This is a genomic window from Micromonospora sp. NPDC049257 (assembly GCF_040678915.1).
GTDB lineage: Bacteria > Actinomycetota > Actinomycetes > Mycobacteriales > Micromonosporaceae > Micromonospora > Micromonospora antibiotica.
On the sequence record NZ_JBFAQU010000001.1, the window covers coordinates 598,255 to 613,149 of the forward strand.

Here is a 14,895-nt window from a genome sequence, read left to right on the forward strand (position 1 = left end):
GCCAGCGGTCGGATCACTCTCCCGAGGCCGACCGCCACCGCGATCGACGGCCCGGGGAGCCGCCTGGGCCGGTGGACTCCGGGCGGGGCCGACCCGTTCCCGGGCCGGCGACCAGTTCACCGTCCCGGCGACGGACCCGTCGCTGGCCGGGTCGTGCCCCGTCGGGTCGGCGGTCAGAGCAGGGACAGGGCGGCGGCGATGACCCGTTGGGCGGTGGCGCTGAGTTCCTCGCCCTTGGCGTCGGTGCTGGTGATCGAGTATTCCACCCGGAAGCGGCCGTCCCGGGTGGAGGCGGTCCCGGCGAGGTAGCCGTACCGGGAGCCGGTCTTGATCCACAGGGTTTCGCCGTCGGGCAGCGGGAACGCGGTGAGCCCGGCGCTGTAGCGGGCCGGCCCACCGCTCACGTCCGGCACTCCGGGCAGGGTGAACATCGTGCTGAGCTGGGCCGCCGGCACCACCCGACCGGCGAAGAGCGCGGTGAGGAAGGTGTCCAGGTCGGTGAGACTGGAGATGATGTTGCCGGCGGCCGGGGTGAAGGTCTGGCTCCAGGTGGTGACGTCCACCAGTTCCGTCCGGCCGTCCCGGTCGACTGCCTGGTAGCCGTGGGCGTGCGGGCCCCGGAGGCGGGGGTCGTCGCCCGGTGCGTAGGTGTCGCGCAGGCCGAGCGGTCGGGCGATGCGCCGGTCCAGTTCCGTCGCGTACGGGTGGCCGGTGACCTTCTCGATGAGCAGCCCGGCGACGATGTAGCCCATGTTGGTGTAGTGCTGCCTCGTGCCGGGGTCGAACTCGCGGGGGTTGTCGAGGCCGAGCCGGACCAGCTGTTGCGGGGTCCACCTGTCGTACCGGTGGGCGAGTTGCCACTCGATGTCGTCCGGCACGCTGGGGCTGGGTAGGCCGCTGGTGTGGTCGAGCAGCTGCCGGACGTTGACCGTCGGGTAGTCGGCGGGGAGCAGCCCTGGCAGGAGCCGCTGCACCGACGCGTCGAGGTCGAGCCGGCGTTCGGCCACGAGTTGCAGCACCATGGCCGCGGTGAAGGTCTTGGTGACGCTGCCGACCCGGAACCGGGCGTGTGGCGGTACGGGTTGCTGGCTGCGCAGGTCCCGTACGCCGGTGGTGCCGGTCCAGCAGCCGTCCGGCGTGGTGATCCTGACCTGGGCGCTGGTGGCGTCGGCGTCGGGCAGTCCGGCTATCGCCTGCCGGACGGGGGTCGGGTCGAGGGTGCCGGGCCGGCAGCCTGGAGCTGCGCGCCGGTCACCGACGGTGGAGGTGGGAGCGGCGAAGGCGAGCGTCCCGGGTGCCGTGACGCCGAGCAGGGCGCCGAGCGTGGTGGCGACGAGGACCGTACGCCGATTCATGATCTTCATGGTGTCGAGCCTGCCGGTCACGGGGAGCGACGGCATCGGGGACAGCCCCCCACGGCACCCGGATCGTCGGCTCGGGGAGACCACCCCGGGGCCGACGGCCCGCCGAGCGTCCACCGTGCCCGTGCCCGTGCCCGGAACCCGCCCGGCACCCAGGTCGACCCTGCCCGCAGACCGTCGCCCGACGAGGTCAGGGACAGGTCAGCCGTAGTAGCGGCGGAGTTCCCGGGTGAGCACCTTGCCGGTGGCGTTGCGCGGCAGGTACTTCACGAAGATCACATCCCGGGGTACGGAGAACCGGGCCAGGTAGTGCCGGACGTACTCGCGTACCGCCTCGGGGTCGAGGGTCTCGCCGGGGTGCAGGGCGAGGAACGCGGCGAGCCGTTGCCCGTACTCCGGATCGGGTACGCCGAGCACGGCGGCCTCGCGGACCTGCGGCAGCCGGGCGAGCAGGTCCTCCAACTCGGACGGGAACACGTTCTCCCCACCGGAGACGATCATGTCGTCGGCCCGGCCGTCGACGAAGACCAGCCCGTCGGCGTTGACCCGGCCGAGGTCGCCGGTGTCGAGCAGCCCGTCGTGGGTCTCCCGGCGGGCCCCCGAGGTGTAGCCCTCGAACAGCATCTCGTTGCCGACGAAGATCCGGCCGACCCGCCCGGCCGGCACCGGCTTCCCGTCGTCGCCGAGGATCTCCAGTCGGGTGCCGTGCGGGGGGCGACCGGCGGTGGTGGGGGCCTGGCGCAGCTCGGCGGGGCCGGCGATGGCGGCCCAGGAGACCTCCGTCGAGCCGTACAGGTTGTAGAGGACGTCGCCGTAGGTGTCCATGAACCGGGTGGTGAGGTTGCCGGGCAGCGCCGAGCCGCTGACCGCGACCACCTTCAGCGCCGGCCGGGGCTCCGGTGGCGGCACGTCGAGCAGGCGTTGCAGCATCACCGGTACGGCGAACAGCGCCTGGCACCGGTGGGTCACGAGCGCGTCCAGCGTGGCGGCCGGGTCGAACCGGCGGTGCAGCACGATGGTGGCGCGCAGCGCGAAGGCGACCTGGAGTGCCGCGTACCCCCAGGTGTGGAAGATCGGGGCGGCGATCAGCACGGTGTCGTGGGTGTGCAGCGGGATGCGGTCGATGATGGACACCAGCGGGCCGAAGCCGGTCGGGACGGGCCGGCGGGCACCCTTGGGTGTGCCGGTGGTGCCGGAGGTCAGCACGATGGTCCGGCCGTCGTGGGCGGGCGGGGTGAGCCGGTCGGCGGGGAGCGCGGCGGCGATCAGGGCGTCGAGGCCGGCTTCGTCGACCCGGTGCACCTCGGCGGGGACGCCGAGGACCCGCTCGGCGAACTCGGTGTCGTGCACCAGCAGCCGCAGCCGTTGCTCCTCGGCGACGGTGGCGAGTTGCGCGGCGGACAGTCCGCTGTTGACCAGCACCGCGTCGGCGCCGAGCAGGGTGGCCGCGACGATGCCCTCGATGAGCCCGTGGTGGTTGCGGCACAGCAACCCGACCCGGTCCCCGGCCTGTACGCCGAGCACGCTGCGCATCGACCGGGCCAGTCGTTCGGCCCGGTCGAGTAGTTCCCGGTAGGTGAGTTCGTGGCCGTGCTCGTCGACGACGGCGACCCGGCCCGGGTCGCGGGCGGCGGCCTGCCGTAGTTCGCCGGCCATGCCCCAGCCCCACTGGCGCAGCGCGGCGAGTTGCGAGGCGACCCGGACGGGGTGCCCGGGGGTGAGCAGTCCCCGCCTGGTCAGTGTGGCCACGATGAACGGCAGGTCCATCCGGCGACCTCCTTCGGGGTACGACGTGGGGCCGGCCGGGGCCCTCACCAGGGATTCCTTTCCGATCATGCGTCGTCGCCGGCCGACCGCCCAGTCGACGTCGCCCATGGTGGACGGGCGGTGACGGGGCGGTCGACCGGTGGCGACGGTCAGCGGATCTGGACGCCGGAGATGGCGCGGGAGATGACCAGCCGTTGGATCTCGGAGGTGCCCTCGAAGATGGTGTAGATCTTGGCGTCCCGGTACCAGCGTTCGACCGGGTGGTCGCGCAGGAAGCCCGCCCCGCCGAGGAGCTGCACGGCCCGGTCGGTCACCGAGACGGCCACCTCACCCGCCTTGAGTTTGGACATCGAGCCTTCGCCAGCGGTGAACGGCCGGTTGTTGCGGCCCATCCAGGAGGCCCGCCAGACCAGCAGTCGGGCGGCGTCGATCTCCATCTTCATGTCGGCCAGGGCGAACGCGACGGCCTGGTTGGCGATGATCGGCCGGCCGAACTGGACCCGGTCCTTGGCGTAGTCGAGGGCGTACTCGTAGGCGGCGCGGGCGACGCCGAGCGCCTGCGCGCCGACGGTCGGCCGGGACAGCTCGAAGGTGCGCATCGCGGCCTGGCCGCTGGCCCGCTGGCCGGACCGGGCCCGCGCCAGCCGTTCGTCCAGCGCGTCCTTCCCGCCGAGCAGGCAGCGCCCGGGCACCCGGACGTCGTCGAGGAAGACGTCGGCGGTGTGCGAGGCGCGCAGGCCCAGTTTCTTGAGCTTGCGGGTCGCGTGCAGCCCGGCCGTCCCCGGCGGTACGACGAACGCGGCCTGCCCACGGGAGCCCAGTTCGGGGTCGACGGAGGCGGTGACCACGTGCACCCCGGCGATCCCGCCGTTGGTGGCGTACGCCTTCTGCCCGGTCAGCACCCACTCGTCGGTGGCCTCGTCGTAGACGGCTCTGCTGCGCATGGCGGAGACGTCGGAGCCGGCCTCCGGTTCGGTGGTGCAGAACGCGGCGACGGCGGGGGCGTCGACGGTGCCGAAGCACTGCGGCACCCATTCGACCATCTGGTCGGGGGTGCCGGTGCCGTAGATGGCGGCGACGGCGAGCGAACTGCCGAAGAGGCTCAGCCCGATGCCGGCGTCGCCCCAGAAGAGTTCCTCACTGGCGATCGGCAGGGACAGCCCGGTGGGGTCGGCCCAGCAGGTGGCGAGGAACTCGAAGCCGTACAGGCCGATCTTCGCCGCCTCCTGGATGATCGGCCAGGGGGTCTCCTCCCGGGCGTCCCACTCGGCGGCGGCCGGGCGCACGACCTCGGCGGCGAAGCCGTGCACCCAGTCCCGCAGATCCCGCTGTTCCTCGTTCAGGTCGAGCGAGAACTCGGCCATCGTCAGGCCTTGGGGATGTCGAACAGGTTGGCGATGTTGGCGGCCAGGCCCAGGTCGCCCTTGGCCTTCAGCTTGCCGGTCATGAACATCATCACCGGGTTGGCCCCACCGGAGACGATCCTCAGGAACTCGACCGGGCCCATGGTGAGGGCGAGCTTGGGGTCGTGCTGCGGCGGCTCGTTGACGGTGCAGGTGCCGTCGGCGATGACGATCTCGTAGGTGTCGGTGCCACCGTCGGGCCGGCCGGTGATGTTCCAGTGGATGACGGCGCTGGTGGTGCCGGCGCGGTCGGCGCGGAAAATCTGCGGCATCCGACCGAAGACCTCGCTGAGCACCTTGCCGCGCAGGTCGCCGGACATCACCTCGGCGATCTTGTCGTCCGGGGTGGACTTGACCAGCTGGGCGAACTCCTTGGGGCCGAAGTTGGCGAAGTTGGCCGGGTCGAAGTCAGTCATGGGAGTGGCACCTCTCGGGGCGGACGATTTTGGTTACTCAAGCGTAACCTTACGCACGAGTAGGTATGCTCGCAAGAGTGTCCAGCACACCCAGCTTCAAGCGCCTCCCCCGGGCCGTACGCGAGCAGCAGATGCTCGACGCGGCCGTCAAGGTCTTCTCCCGACGCGGCTTCCACGCCGCCAGCATGGACGAGATCGCCGAGGACGCGGGCATCTCCAAGCCGATGGTCTACGCCTACCTCGGCACCAAGGAGGAGCTGTTCATCGCCTGCCTGCACCGGGAGACCGCCCGGATGATGCTGGCCATCGCGGGGGCCGCCGCCCCCGACCTCCCGCCCGACCAGCGGCTCTGGCGTGGGCTGCGGGCCTTCTTCGGCTTCGTCGGGGCGCACCGCGACGGCTGGGCGGTGCTCTACCGGCAGGCCCGGGGCTCCCAACCGTTCGCCACCGAACTGGCCGCGATGCGCGCCCGGCTGGTCGAGGTGGTCGCCGGGATGCTCGACCACGCGTTGCGCGCCCGGGGCCGGGAGGTCGCCGCGACCGAGCTGGAGGTCGTCGCGTACGCCCTGGTCGGCGCGAGCGAGTCGCTTGCCGACTGGCTGGCCGACCACCCCGAGGCCGAGCCGGAGAAGACCGCCACCCAGATGATGAACGTCGCCTGGCTCGGTGCGGCCCAACTCCTCGACGGCGTCACCTGGCGGCCCCCGACGGACTGACCGCCCCACCCGCCCCACCCGCCGACCCCGGACGCCCGGACCTCGGGACCGATCACACCACCCGCCGGCCCCGGACGCCCGGACGCCCGGACCGACCGCGTCACCCGCCGGCCCCGGGCCGGTGCGTGGCTCGTTCCCGGCCCCACCTGGCCGGACTGGTCAGTGGTGGCCGGCGGCGCGGCGGCGGGCCCGCAGACGCCACCAGCGGGCCAGCTCCAACAACCCGGTCACGGCCAGCGAGAGGCCGACACCGACGAGCAGCCCCCGGACCGGATCGCGTTCGAAGGCCAGCCCGCCGAAATAGCCGAGCAGCCCGCAGTACAGGCTCCAGATGACGGCGGCGACGGCGTCGAAGACCAGGAACCGGGGGAGCGGATACCGGACGGCACCCATGGTCAGGGTGACGGCGGTCCGGCCGCCGGGGACGAAGCGGGAGGTGGTGAGGATCGAGCCACCCCGCCGGTCCACCGCCCGCCGGGCCCAGTCCGAGCCGCTCCGGCGGCGGCTGCCGTCGGGCAGCCGGGCCAGCCGGTGTGCGCCGCCGCCCCGACCGATGCCGTACGAGACGTGGTCGCCGCTGAGCGCGCCGAGGGCCGCCACCGCGATCACGGCGGTGAGGTTCGGCTCGCCGCTGGCCGCGAACACCCCGGCGGTGATCAGGACGGTCTCGCCGGGCACCGCCGGGAAGAAGGCGTCGACCGCGGTCACCACGAAGATCACCAGGTACACCCAGGGTGAGGTGACGGTGTGGTGGAGCAGGTCGAGCACCGACTGCATGCCCTCATGCTCGACGCTGCGCCGCCGGCCCGGGGCCGAGTCGCCGGATCAGGGCCGCGGGGCCGGGGCGGAGTCGCCGGGTCAGGGCCGCCGGGCCGGGGCGGTGGATCAGGTCTTCTGCGGGACCTGGTCGCTGGTCGGGGCCGGGAGCGGCTCGCCGGACGGCGGGGTGTGCTCCCGCTTGTCGGCGGCGGTGGGACCGTGCGAGGTGAGCACCACCGGGGCGGCCAGCGCCCCGGCCACCGCCGCCGGCCAGTCGGTGGGCGTGGGGTCGTACACCGGGCGGGTCCGCAGCAGGCGGGCGGTGAGGGCCGCCTGCCGGTCCAGGTCGCCGGGCGGGCCGGGGTGCAGCCGGTCGACGTCCTCGTAGCGGCGGCAGAGCCGCAGCGCGGGACGGGCGGAATCGGTGCGGGCCGGGTCGGGGTGGGTCAGGTCGAGGTGGGTGAGGGCGAGGCCGTCCACCCCACCGGCCACGTCCAGGGCGTACCGGTGGGCGACGGCGTCGAAGTGGCCGAAGCGGAACCGGCCCTGCCACGGGTTGGTCGGGTTGTGCGGATCGGTCAACGGCAGGGTCCGGTCCTCGGTGACCAGCGGACCGGGCCCGTGCCGGGTGGTGACCGTCCGCACCACCCCCAGCCGGTACGCCGACCCGGCCGCCCCCGCCTCGGCGAGCAGCGCCTCGGCGTTGGCGAAGGTGGTGGTGCTCCACGTGGTGTACGGGTGGAAGCCGTGCCACTCGTCCAGCAGCACCCCCTGTGCCCCCTCGAAGACGCAGGTCCCCGCCCGCAGCACCCCGGCCAGGTACGACCGGTCGACGATCGCCACCCGGTCGGCGAAGCCGGTGAACGCGGGCAGGCAGTCCGCCACCGGTGGGGCGTCCAGCGGGCCGAGTTCGGCGGTCAGCCGGTCCCGCAGCACGGTGAGCCGGCGGCGCAGCAGTTCCGGGTCCCGGCAGTCGGCCACCCGGGGCGCCTCGTCGGGGTGGGCGAGCCCGTACCGGACGGACTCGCCCACCCCCAGCCCGCAGGAGCCGTGCCGGGCGGCCCCCCGGGCGATCTCCCGGAGCCGGTTGGCGGCCCGGTGGTACGGCGTGGCCAGCAACGCCTCCCCGTCGACGGTGAGCCGGTCGAGGGCGTCGGGTACCCCGACCGAGGCGAGGTGGTCGGCCTCGGCGGCCAGCGCCAGCGGGTCCACCACCTGCTGCCGGGCCAGGTGGGTGCGAACCCCCGGGTGGAACGTCCCCGCCCCGAACTGGGCGAACGTGTGGTGCCGGCCGTCGGGCAGCACCACGTTGTGGGCGGCCTGCGCACCCCCGTTGAACCGCACCACGGTGTGCACGTGGCGGGTCGCGCAGAGCCAGTCCACGACGGTGCCCTTGCCGGCGTCGCCGTAACCGAGATCGACCACGATCACGTGCCGGCCCGGTCCGGTCCCGTCCGGTCCCGTCGGGCCCGGACCGGGCCGCCGGGTCGCGGGGGCGGGGACGTCGGTCACAGCCGGGTCACCCCACCGGCGTGGCGCGACCCGGTCGGGGCCGGCAGCGTGGAGACCTCGGTACGCCGGCCGCCGGCCAGCGGGGCCAGCGCCTTCGACACCGTGCCGCCCGCGGTGGAGCCGGCCCGGTCGAGGTCCCGCAGCCCCTCGTCGAGGTCGATGGCCTGCTCGCCGAGGCCGACGGTGAGCGCGATGGTCTCGCAGACCGCGTCCAGGTCGTCGAGGACGACGGCGCGCTGCCCGAGCAGGTCCCGCCAGAAGTCGAGCACCTTGGCGTTGCCGGCGTAGTGGCTGCCGGCGGGGAGCAGGTAGTAGGTGTCCCAGCGGCGGGTCACCTCGTCGAGGATCTGCCGCAGCGGCACGTCCTCGCCGAGGTCGTCGCCGATCAGCCGGCGCACCTCCCGCCGGCTCACCCGGGGGTACGCCAGCTCGTCGCCGATGATGAACAGGTAGCCGCGCCGCCCGCGCTTCTCCCAACTGTCGGTGACCGTGTGCCGGGCCATGAAGTACATCGCCAGCTCGTACGACTCGGTCATCTGACCGCCGCCGCCGCCCTCCAGCACGATCCGGCCGAGGTCGGCGTCCATCCGGTTGTCCGACTCGAACTGCCCCACCTGCAACGGCACCCGGTCGCAGGTGGCGTCGCCGATCGCGCCGAACATCACCTGCGGGTCGCGGGCGTAGCCCTGGCGCAGCAGCAGCCCGAGCAGCTGCGGCAGCTTGGCCTGGAGGGTACGGGGCACGTGCCCCATCGAGCCGGTCACGTCGAACAGCACCGCGATGGGTGTCGACTGCGGGTGCTCGGCGTTGTCGCGGCTCTCCCGCAGGGCGTCGCGCGGGTCGAGCGCCGGGTGCACGGTGCGGGCCCCGCTGTCGCTGTAGGAGAACGCGCTGGTGCCCTTCTTCTTCCGGTAGCGGTCGGCGGCGTCGTACACGTCGGTGGACCAGATTCCGCTGCCCATGGCAGCCTCCCTAGGGGTTGAGGGTGAACGGTCGGAAGGTGCGCGGCCCGTAGAGCCGGTCGAGCACCTCGTCGAGTTCGCCCAGCAGTCGCCAGGCGTCGTCGGGTCGGGCGGCCAGCGCCGGGCGGCGGCAGCCGTCGGCGAAGGCGCGTAGTTCACGGGGGGCACGGTCGCCCATCAGCCAGCTCATGCACGCCGCGGCCATCGCCAGGTCGGTGCCGGGGCCGGCGGGCCGCCGCGCGGTGACCTCCGGCGGGTACCAGTCCTCGTGCCCGGGGACCAGCGCCGGGACGGTGCCGCCGTCGACGGCGGAGAAGCACCAGTCGACGAGCACCACGCCGTGCGCGTCCGGCTCGATCAGCAGGTGCCGGGGGAGCACCGCGCCGTGCACCACGCCGGCCCGGTGGGCCAGGCCGAGGGCGACCAGCAGCCGCCGCCACATCCAGGCCGCGTCCCGGGCGTCCAACCCGTCGGGGTACGCCCGGCGTACCGCGTCGAGGTCGTGCAGCCCGGGTACGGCGGCGAGCACGGTGATCCGGCGTTCGGCCCCGCTGGCGGCGTCCCGGTGCCGGAAGGTGTCGACCAGCCGGGGCACGTACGGCAGGTGGCGCGGGTCGCCGCGTTCCTCGATCTGCCGCAGGGCGTGCGCCTCGCGGGCCAGCAGGTCGTTGTCGGCCGGGTCGCGGGGCAGCTTGAGCAGGCGGTCGGCCCCCACGTCGTAGAGGTCGGCGAGGTCACCGACGTGGGCGAGCGCCCCGAGCCGGTATCCCCCCAGCACGACGGTGGCCGGGTCGGTGGCGGCGCGGCCGTCCGGTGCCTGTCGGCCGGCGGTGGCCGTCGGGTCGCCGGGGGTGCCGGTCGGGTCGCCGGGTGCCGGGGTCCGGGTGGCCTGCCAGCGGGTGGTGACCTGGATGAACGCGTCGGTGGCGGCGGCGCGTACCTGATGGTCGAGCGCGCCCAGCCGGTCGGGGTGCAGGGCCGCGACCAGCTCGCGGTAGCGCTGCGCCGGGGTGTCGACGCCGAACAGGTCGGCGTCGGTGCGGGCCGCCGCGACCAGCCGGATCGCCTCGTCGGTCCTCACCGGACGGTCTCCTCCCGGGCGGGGCGCAGCAGCGCCGGGTGCAGCAGCCGGGCGTCGCCGGCCCGGTAGAGCCGGGCCCGGGGACCGCCCCGGGCGCCGCCGCGTTCGGTGTTGCCGCCGGTGCTCTCGACGAAGCCGGGGACGGAGAGCACCTTGCGGTGGAAGTTGCCGGCGTGCAGCGGGTGCCCCCAGACCGTCTCGTAGACGCCGCGCAGCTCGGCGATGGTGAACTCGGGGCCGAGGAAGCGGGTGGCCAGCGGGGTGTATTCGAGCTTGGAGCGGGCCCGTTCCAGCCCGTCGTCGACGATCCGGGCGTGGTCGAAGGCGAGCTGCCGGCTGGGCAGGGCGGTGACCGGCAGCCACCCGGCCTCGTCGGCGTCGCTGTCGGCGACCGGGTCGGGCAGGTCGGGGGCGAAGGCGAGGTGGGCGACGGAGACGATCCGCATCCGGGGGTCCCGGTCGGGGGCGCCGTAGCTGGCGAGTTGTTCCAGGTGGACCCGGCGCAGCCGGTCGCCACCGAGGCCGGTCTCTTCGGCGAGTTCGCGGCGGGCCCCGGTGGTGAGGTCCTCGTCGGGCTGGACGAAGCCGCCGGGTAGCGCCCAGTGCCCCTGGTAGGGGGGTTGGCCACGCCGGATCAGCAGCAGGTGCAGCGCGCCCTCGCGGATGGTCAGCGCCACCACGTCCACGGTGATCGCGGTCGAGGGGTAGGCGCTGGGGTCGTATCCGGCGAGGAAGTCCTGCTCGTTCACGGCGTCCCTCTCGGGTTGAGAATTACTCGATCTGAGAACAACTTAGCTCACGAAACGGCGGTGGGCAACCGCCGTGCGTCGTTCAGCGGACGGTGCCCACCAGGTGGGGGCGTCCGGTCCGGGTGTCGTGCAGGGCGAAGTCCCAGCCCGGGGCGGCGCTGAACGCCACCGTCGACGGCAGCGGCACCGGCAGCTTGAACCCCACCTCCACGGTGTACGCCTCCGGTAGCCGGCTCTCCAGGGCCGCCAGGCAGCGCGCCTTGCTCCACATGCCGTGCGCGATCGGCCGGGCGAACCCGAACAGCCGGGCCCCCAACCGGGAGGTGTGGATCGGGTTGTGGTCCCCGGAGATCCGGGCGTACTCCGTACCGACGCGGGGGGTGAGCCGCCAGTGCGCGGTGGCGGCCGGCGGCGCGGGGCGCCCACCCGGGTCGCGCCCGGCACCCCCGCCGGCCCCGCGCTCCCGACCGAGGTACGTCGACACCCCGCGCCACACCTCCTCGCCACCGACCGAGCCGACCAGGACGACGTCGACCTGCCGCCCCCGGGCATGCGGCCGGAGATTCTCGGCGTACGCGACGAAGTCCCACGGTTCGTCGGCCCGGACCGGGCGGTGCACGGTGATCCGGTTGCCCACGTGCACCACCCCGGCCAGCGGGAACGGGAACTCCGGCAGGGTCATCAACCGCAACGCCAGCGGGAACCCCAGCACGTGCGGGTAGGTCGCCGGCAGCGTGTCGGCCAGCCGGAAACCGCAGACCCGGTCGTACCCGGCGAGGTGGGCCCGGTCGACGGTGACCCCGGCGACGGCCAACTCGACCGGGGGCGCGGCGTCCGGCCGGCGGGACCTGCCGATGCCGGGCAGCGCGTCGCGCAACGCCCGCCGGTAGAGCACGCCCGGCCTGGGCAGACCGGGCAACTCCACCCGGGCCCGCCCGGCCCGCGCCGCCAGGTCCCCGTCGGCGTGCCCCGTGGTCGGACCCCCGGTGGCGTACGCCGACAGGTCGTGGGTCTCGTCGACGCTGCGGTCGGGTCCCGGGCCGGCGGTGCGGGCGGCGGCCAGCGCGGCCGGTGAGATGACCTCCGTCGGCCCCTCGATCAGGTCGCCGACCGACAGTTCGCCGTCGCCGGACTCCTCGGGTCGGTTGCTGCGCCGCGCCATCACGCCCCCAGCAGACTCTGGCCGCAGACCCGGACCACGTTGCCGCTGACCGCGCCCGAGGCCGGCCAGGCCAGCCAGCCGATCGTCTCGGCGACGTCCACCGGCAGGCCGCCCTGGGCCAGGCTGTTCATCCGGCGACCCGCCTCCCGGACCACCAGCGGAATACGGGCGGTCAGCCGGGTCTCGATGAAGCCGGGGGCGACCGCGTTGACGCTGATCCCCCGTCCGGCCAGTACCGGGGCGAGCGAGTCGACCAGGCCGATCACCCCGGCCTTGCTGGTCGCGTAGTTGGTCTGGCCCCGGTTGCCGGCGATCCCGGCGATCGACGAGACGGCGACCAGCCGGCCGCCCTCGGGGATCAACTCCCGTTCCAACAGCACGTCGTTGATCCGTTCCTGACTGGAGAGGTTGACGTCGAGCACCGCGTCCCACCGGTCGGCGTCCATCCGACCCAGCGTCTTGTCGCGGGTGATGCCGGCATTGTGCACCACCACGTCGACCCGTCCGTGCCGCTCGGCCAGGTGGTCGGCGAGCCGGGTGGGGGCGTCCGCCGTGGTGAGATCGAGCTGTACGGCGGTGCCGCCGATCTCGTTGACGACCGCCGCGAGGGCGTCCCCGGCCGCCGGGACGTCCAGCGCGACGACCTGCGCGCCGTCGCGGGCGAGCACCCGGGCGACCGCCGCGCCGATGCCCCTGGCCGCGCCGGTGACCAGCACCACCTGCCCGGCCAGCGGCCGGTTCCAGTCCGCCGGTACGACGGCCGGCCCGGTGCCGACCCGCACCACCTGCCCCGAGACGTACGCGGAGCGGCCGGAGAGCAGGAACCGCAGGGTCGCCTCCAGGCTGGTCGGGGTGCCTGCGTCACCGGTCGCGGTGACGTGGACCAGTTGCGCGGTGACGCCCCGACCGAACTCCTTGCCGATGCTGCGGGTCAGCCCCTCCAGGGCCCGCTGGGCGGTGGCCTCCCGGGGCGAGCCGCACTCGGCCGGCGGGGTGCCCAGCACGATCACCCGACCGCTGGGCAGCACCGCACGGGCCTGCGGGTGGAAGAAGTCGTAGAGCTGGCGAAGGCCGGTGGAGTCGGTGATGCCGGTGGCGTCGTAGACCAGGGCCCCGAACCGGGCGGACGTCCCGCCCCCGGCCGGTGCGCCGCCGTTCCCCGCCCGCTCGTCCCGGCCGGCCGCTTCGGTGGGTCCGTCGGCTGCGGCGGCGGCGTCGTGCCCGGCGGTCGGCCCGTCGGGTGCGGCGGAGTCGTCGTGCCCGGCGGTGGGTGGCGTGGTGCCGGTGCCGGTGCCGGTGCCGGTGCGCACGTCGACCCCGGCGGCGGTGAGGATGGCGGCGACCGGGTCGGCGAGTCGGCCGCCGGTGGCCGCGCCGAGCAGGACCGGGCCGGGCAGCAGTGGGTCGCCGGGGCTGTGCCGGCGCAGTCGCGGTGGATCGGGCAGCCCGAGGCGCTTGACCAGCGCGCGGCCGGCCCCCGATTGGACGAAGCTCGCGTACCTGTCGGTCATGGGCGTAGCCTACTGGCCAGTAGGTTGTGGGCAAGTCCTGAAACGGAGGCGGGATCGTGCAGAGCATCCGGCGGGTCGCGGTCATCGGCGGCAACCGCATCCCCTTCGCCCGGTCCAACTCCCGGTACGCCAGCGCGTCCAACGCGGACCTGCTCGGCGCGGCGCTGGACGGGCTGATCGCCCGGTTCGGACTGGCCGGGCAACGGGTCGGTGAGGTGGTCGCCGGGGCGGTCCTCAAGCACTCGAAGGACTTCAACCTGACCCGCGAGGTGGTACTCGGCTCGAAACTCGACCCGCACACCCCCGCGTACGACATCCAGCAGGCCTGCGGCACCGGCCTGGAGGCGGCCATCCTGGTCGCCAACAAGATCGCCCTCGGGCAGCTCGACGTGGGCATCGCCGGTGGCGTCGACACCACCTCCGACGCGCCGCTGGCGATCAACGAGGACATGCGCCGCACCCTGCTGAAACTCAACAGCGCCCGGACCCTCGGCGAGCGGTTGAAGATCGCCGCGAAGCTCCGCCCGCACCAGCCGTTCAAACCGGAGCTGCCGCGCAACGCCGAGCCCCGCACCGGGCTGTCGATGGGCGAGCACGCCGCCCGGACGGCGCTGCGCTGGCAGATCGACCGGCAGGCCCAGGACGAGTTGGCGCTGCGCTCGCACCAGCGCCTCGCCGCCGCGTACGACAGGGGGTTCTTCGACGACCTGATGACGCCCTACCTGGGGCTGACCCGGGACCAGAACCTCCGCCCCGACACCAGCCTGGACAAGCTCGGCGCCCTCCGGCCGGTCTTCGGCACCCGGGGCCCGGACGCCGAACAGGCCACCATGACCGCCGGCAACTCGTCCCCGCTGACCGACGGGGCGTCCACCGTGCTGCTCGCCTCCGAGCAGTGGGCGCGTGAGCACCAACTGCCCGTGCTGGCCTGGTTCTCCTGGTCGGAGACGGCGGCGGTGGACTTCGTGCACGGCGACGAGGGGCTGCTGATGGCCCCCGCGTACGCGGTGCCCCGGATGCTGGACCGGGCCGGGCTGACCCTCCAGGACTTCGACTTCTACGAGATCCACGAGGCGTTCGCGTCGCAGGTGCTGGCCACCCTGGCGGCCTGGGAGTCGCCGGAGTTCGGCAAGGACCGGCTGGGGCGGGACACCCCGCTGGGCGCGATCGACCGGGACCGGCTCAACGTCACCGGCTCGTCGCTGGCCGCCGGGCACCCGTTCGCCGCCACCGGTGGCCGGATCGTGGCGACGCTGGCGAAGTTGCTCGCCGAGAAGGGCGGCGGCCGGGGGCTGATCTCGATCTGCGCGGCCGGCGGGCAGGGCGTCACCGCCATCCTGGAGCGCTGAGCCCGCTGCTGAGCTCACGCCACCACCCCAATCCCTGACCGCCTGCGGTGACCTGCTGAGTGTTCGCGCAGTTCGGGGCGGTGTTGCCGAGGCTTCCTACCGTGGTGTCAGCCCGCCCTGACGTCATGGTGGCGGCGCCCCGTCGAG

Annotated in this window: 13 protein-coding genes; 2 read left to right on the top strand and 11 right to left on the bottom strand. The window is 74.0% G+C overall.

Annotated features, from left to right (window positions below; all coding sequences use genetic code 11):
- Positions 1 to 173 precede the first annotated feature (173 nt).
- The 4 genes from AB0K25_RS02650 to AB0K25_RS02665 all read right to left on the bottom strand — a co-directional run bounded on the left by AB0K25_RS02650 (position 174) and on the right by AB0K25_RS02665 (position 4,947).
- Positions 174 to 1,364 carry a serine hydrolase domain-containing protein gene (locus AB0K25_RS02650; RefSeq protein WP_363817962.1) on the bottom strand — a complete coding sequence of 397 codons (1,191 nt, stop codon included), beginning with the start codon at positions 1,362 to 1,364 and terminating at the stop codon, positions 174 to 176.
- Between the two features lie 198 nt (positions 1,365 to 1,562).
- Complete coding sequence (locus tag AB0K25_RS02655; RefSeq protein WP_357532819.1) at positions 1,563 to 3,128, bottom strand: AMP-binding protein; 1,566 nt, start codon at positions 3,126 to 3,128, stop codon at positions 1,563 to 1,565.
- A gap of 149 nt (positions 3,129 to 3,277) precedes the next feature.
- Positions 3,278 to 4,492, bottom strand: a complete 1,215-nt coding sequence (locus tag AB0K25_RS02660; protein WP_219465563.1) for an acyl-CoA dehydrogenase family protein — start codon at positions 4,490 to 4,492, stop codon at positions 3,278 to 3,280.
- Positions 4,493 to 4,494: 2 nt separating this feature from the next.
- The gene (locus AB0K25_RS02665) at positions 4,495 to 4,947 is read right to left on the bottom strand and encodes an SCP2 sterol-binding domain-containing protein (protein WP_208565327.1); all 453 of its coding nucleotides are present in this window, start codon (positions 4,945 to 4,947) and stop codon (positions 4,495 to 4,497) included.
- 77 nt (positions 4,948 to 5,024) lie between these two features.
- Between AB0K25_RS02665 and AB0K25_RS02670 the strand changes: the two genes are divergently transcribed.
- Positions 5,025 to 5,663, top strand: a complete 639-nt coding sequence (locus AB0K25_RS02670) for a TetR/AcrR family transcriptional regulator (protein ID WP_219465564.1) — start codon at positions 5,025 to 5,027, stop codon at positions 5,661 to 5,663.
- A 159-nt stretch (positions 5,664 to 5,822) separates the two neighbouring features.
- Here AB0K25_RS02670 and AB0K25_RS02675 read toward each other — a convergent pair whose 3' ends face one another.
- The 7 genes from AB0K25_RS02675 to AB0K25_RS02705 form a co-directional block, all read right to left on the bottom strand.
- Positions 5,823 to 6,440, bottom strand: coding sequence for a DedA family protein (locus AB0K25_RS02675; RefSeq protein WP_219465565.1), 618 nt, complete (start codon positions 6,438 to 6,440; stop codon positions 5,823 to 5,825).
- Positions 6,441 to 6,548: 108 nt separating this feature from the next.
- Positions 6,549 to 7,850 (bottom strand): adenylosuccinate synthetase, encoded by a 1,302-nt coding sequence (locus tag AB0K25_RS02680; RefSeq protein ID WP_363818276.1) that lies wholly within the window; start codon positions 7,848 to 7,850, stop codon positions 6,549 to 6,551.
- Positions 7,851 to 7,930: 80 nt separating this feature from the next.
- A complete protein-coding gene (locus AB0K25_RS02685; protein WP_219465566.1) occupies positions 7,931 to 8,896 on the bottom strand; it encodes a hypothetical protein in 966 nt (321 codons plus the stop codon).
- A gap of 10 nt (positions 8,897 to 8,906) precedes the next feature.
- Positions 8,907 to 9,977 (bottom strand): serine/threonine protein kinase, encoded by a 1,071-nt coding sequence (locus tag AB0K25_RS02690; RefSeq protein WP_363817969.1) that lies wholly within the window; start codon positions 9,975 to 9,977, stop codon positions 8,907 to 8,909.
- Positions 9,974 to 10,726: an NUDIX domain-containing protein gene (locus tag AB0K25_RS02695; protein WP_208565336.1), complete on the bottom strand. Its 753-nt coding sequence runs from the start codon at positions 10,724 to 10,726 to the stop codon at positions 9,974 to 9,976. Before AB0K25_RS02695 ends, AB0K25_RS02690 begins: the two co-directional genes overlap by 4 nt.
- 82 nt (positions 10,727 to 10,808) lie before the next feature.
- Positions 10,809 to 11,888: a MaoC/PaaZ C-terminal domain-containing protein gene (locus AB0K25_RS02700; RefSeq protein WP_357533333.1), complete on the bottom strand. Its 1,080-nt coding sequence runs from the start codon at positions 11,886 to 11,888 to the stop codon at positions 10,809 to 10,811.
- Positions 11,888 to 13,399: a 3-oxoacyl-ACP reductase gene (locus AB0K25_RS02705; protein ID WP_363817972.1), complete on the bottom strand. Its 1,512-nt coding sequence runs from the start codon at positions 13,397 to 13,399 to the stop codon at positions 11,888 to 11,890. The genes AB0K25_RS02700 and AB0K25_RS02705 overlap by 1 nt, the downstream gene beginning before the upstream one ends.
- 56 nt (positions 13,400 to 13,455) lie before the next feature.
- Here AB0K25_RS02705 and AB0K25_RS02710 point away from each other — a divergent pair, with 56 nt between their 5' ends.
- A complete protein-coding gene (locus AB0K25_RS02710) occupies positions 13,456 to 14,748 on the top strand; it encodes an acetyl-CoA C-acetyltransferase (protein WP_357532827.1) in 1,293 nt (430 codons plus the stop codon).
- Positions 14,749 to 14,895: the final 147 nt, after the last annotated feature.

Coding starts and splice junctions, on each gene's coding strand:
- AB0K25_RS02700 (WP_357533333.1), bottom strand. CDS start 11,888: ATGGCGCGGCGCAGCAACCGACCCGAGGAGTCCGGCGACGGCGAACTG.
- AB0K25_RS02665 (WP_208565327.1), bottom strand. CDS start 4,947: ATGACTGACTTCGACCCGGCCAACTTCGCCAACTTCGGCCCCAAGGAG.
- AB0K25_RS02650 (WP_363817962.1), bottom strand. CDS start 1,364: ATGAAGATCATGAATCGGCGTACGGTCCTCGTCGCCACCACGCTCGGC.
- AB0K25_RS02655 (WP_357532819.1), bottom strand. CDS start 3,128: ATGGACCTGCCGTTCATCGTGGCCACACTGACCAGGCGGGGACTGCTC.
- AB0K25_RS02660 (WP_219465563.1), bottom strand. CDS start 4,492: ATGGCCGAGTTCTCGCTCGACCTGAACGAGGAACAGCGGGATCTGCGG.
- AB0K25_RS02685 (WP_219465566.1), bottom strand. CDS start 8,896: ATGGGCAGCGGAATCTGGTCCACCGACGTGTACGACGCCGCCGACCGC.
- AB0K25_RS02705 (WP_363817972.1), bottom strand. CDS start 13,399: ATGACCGACAGGTACGCGAGCTTCGTCCAATCGGGGGCCGGCCGCGCG.
- AB0K25_RS02675 (WP_219465565.1), bottom strand. CDS start 6,440: ATGCAGTCGGTGCTCGACCTGCTCCACCACACCGTCACCTCACCCTGG.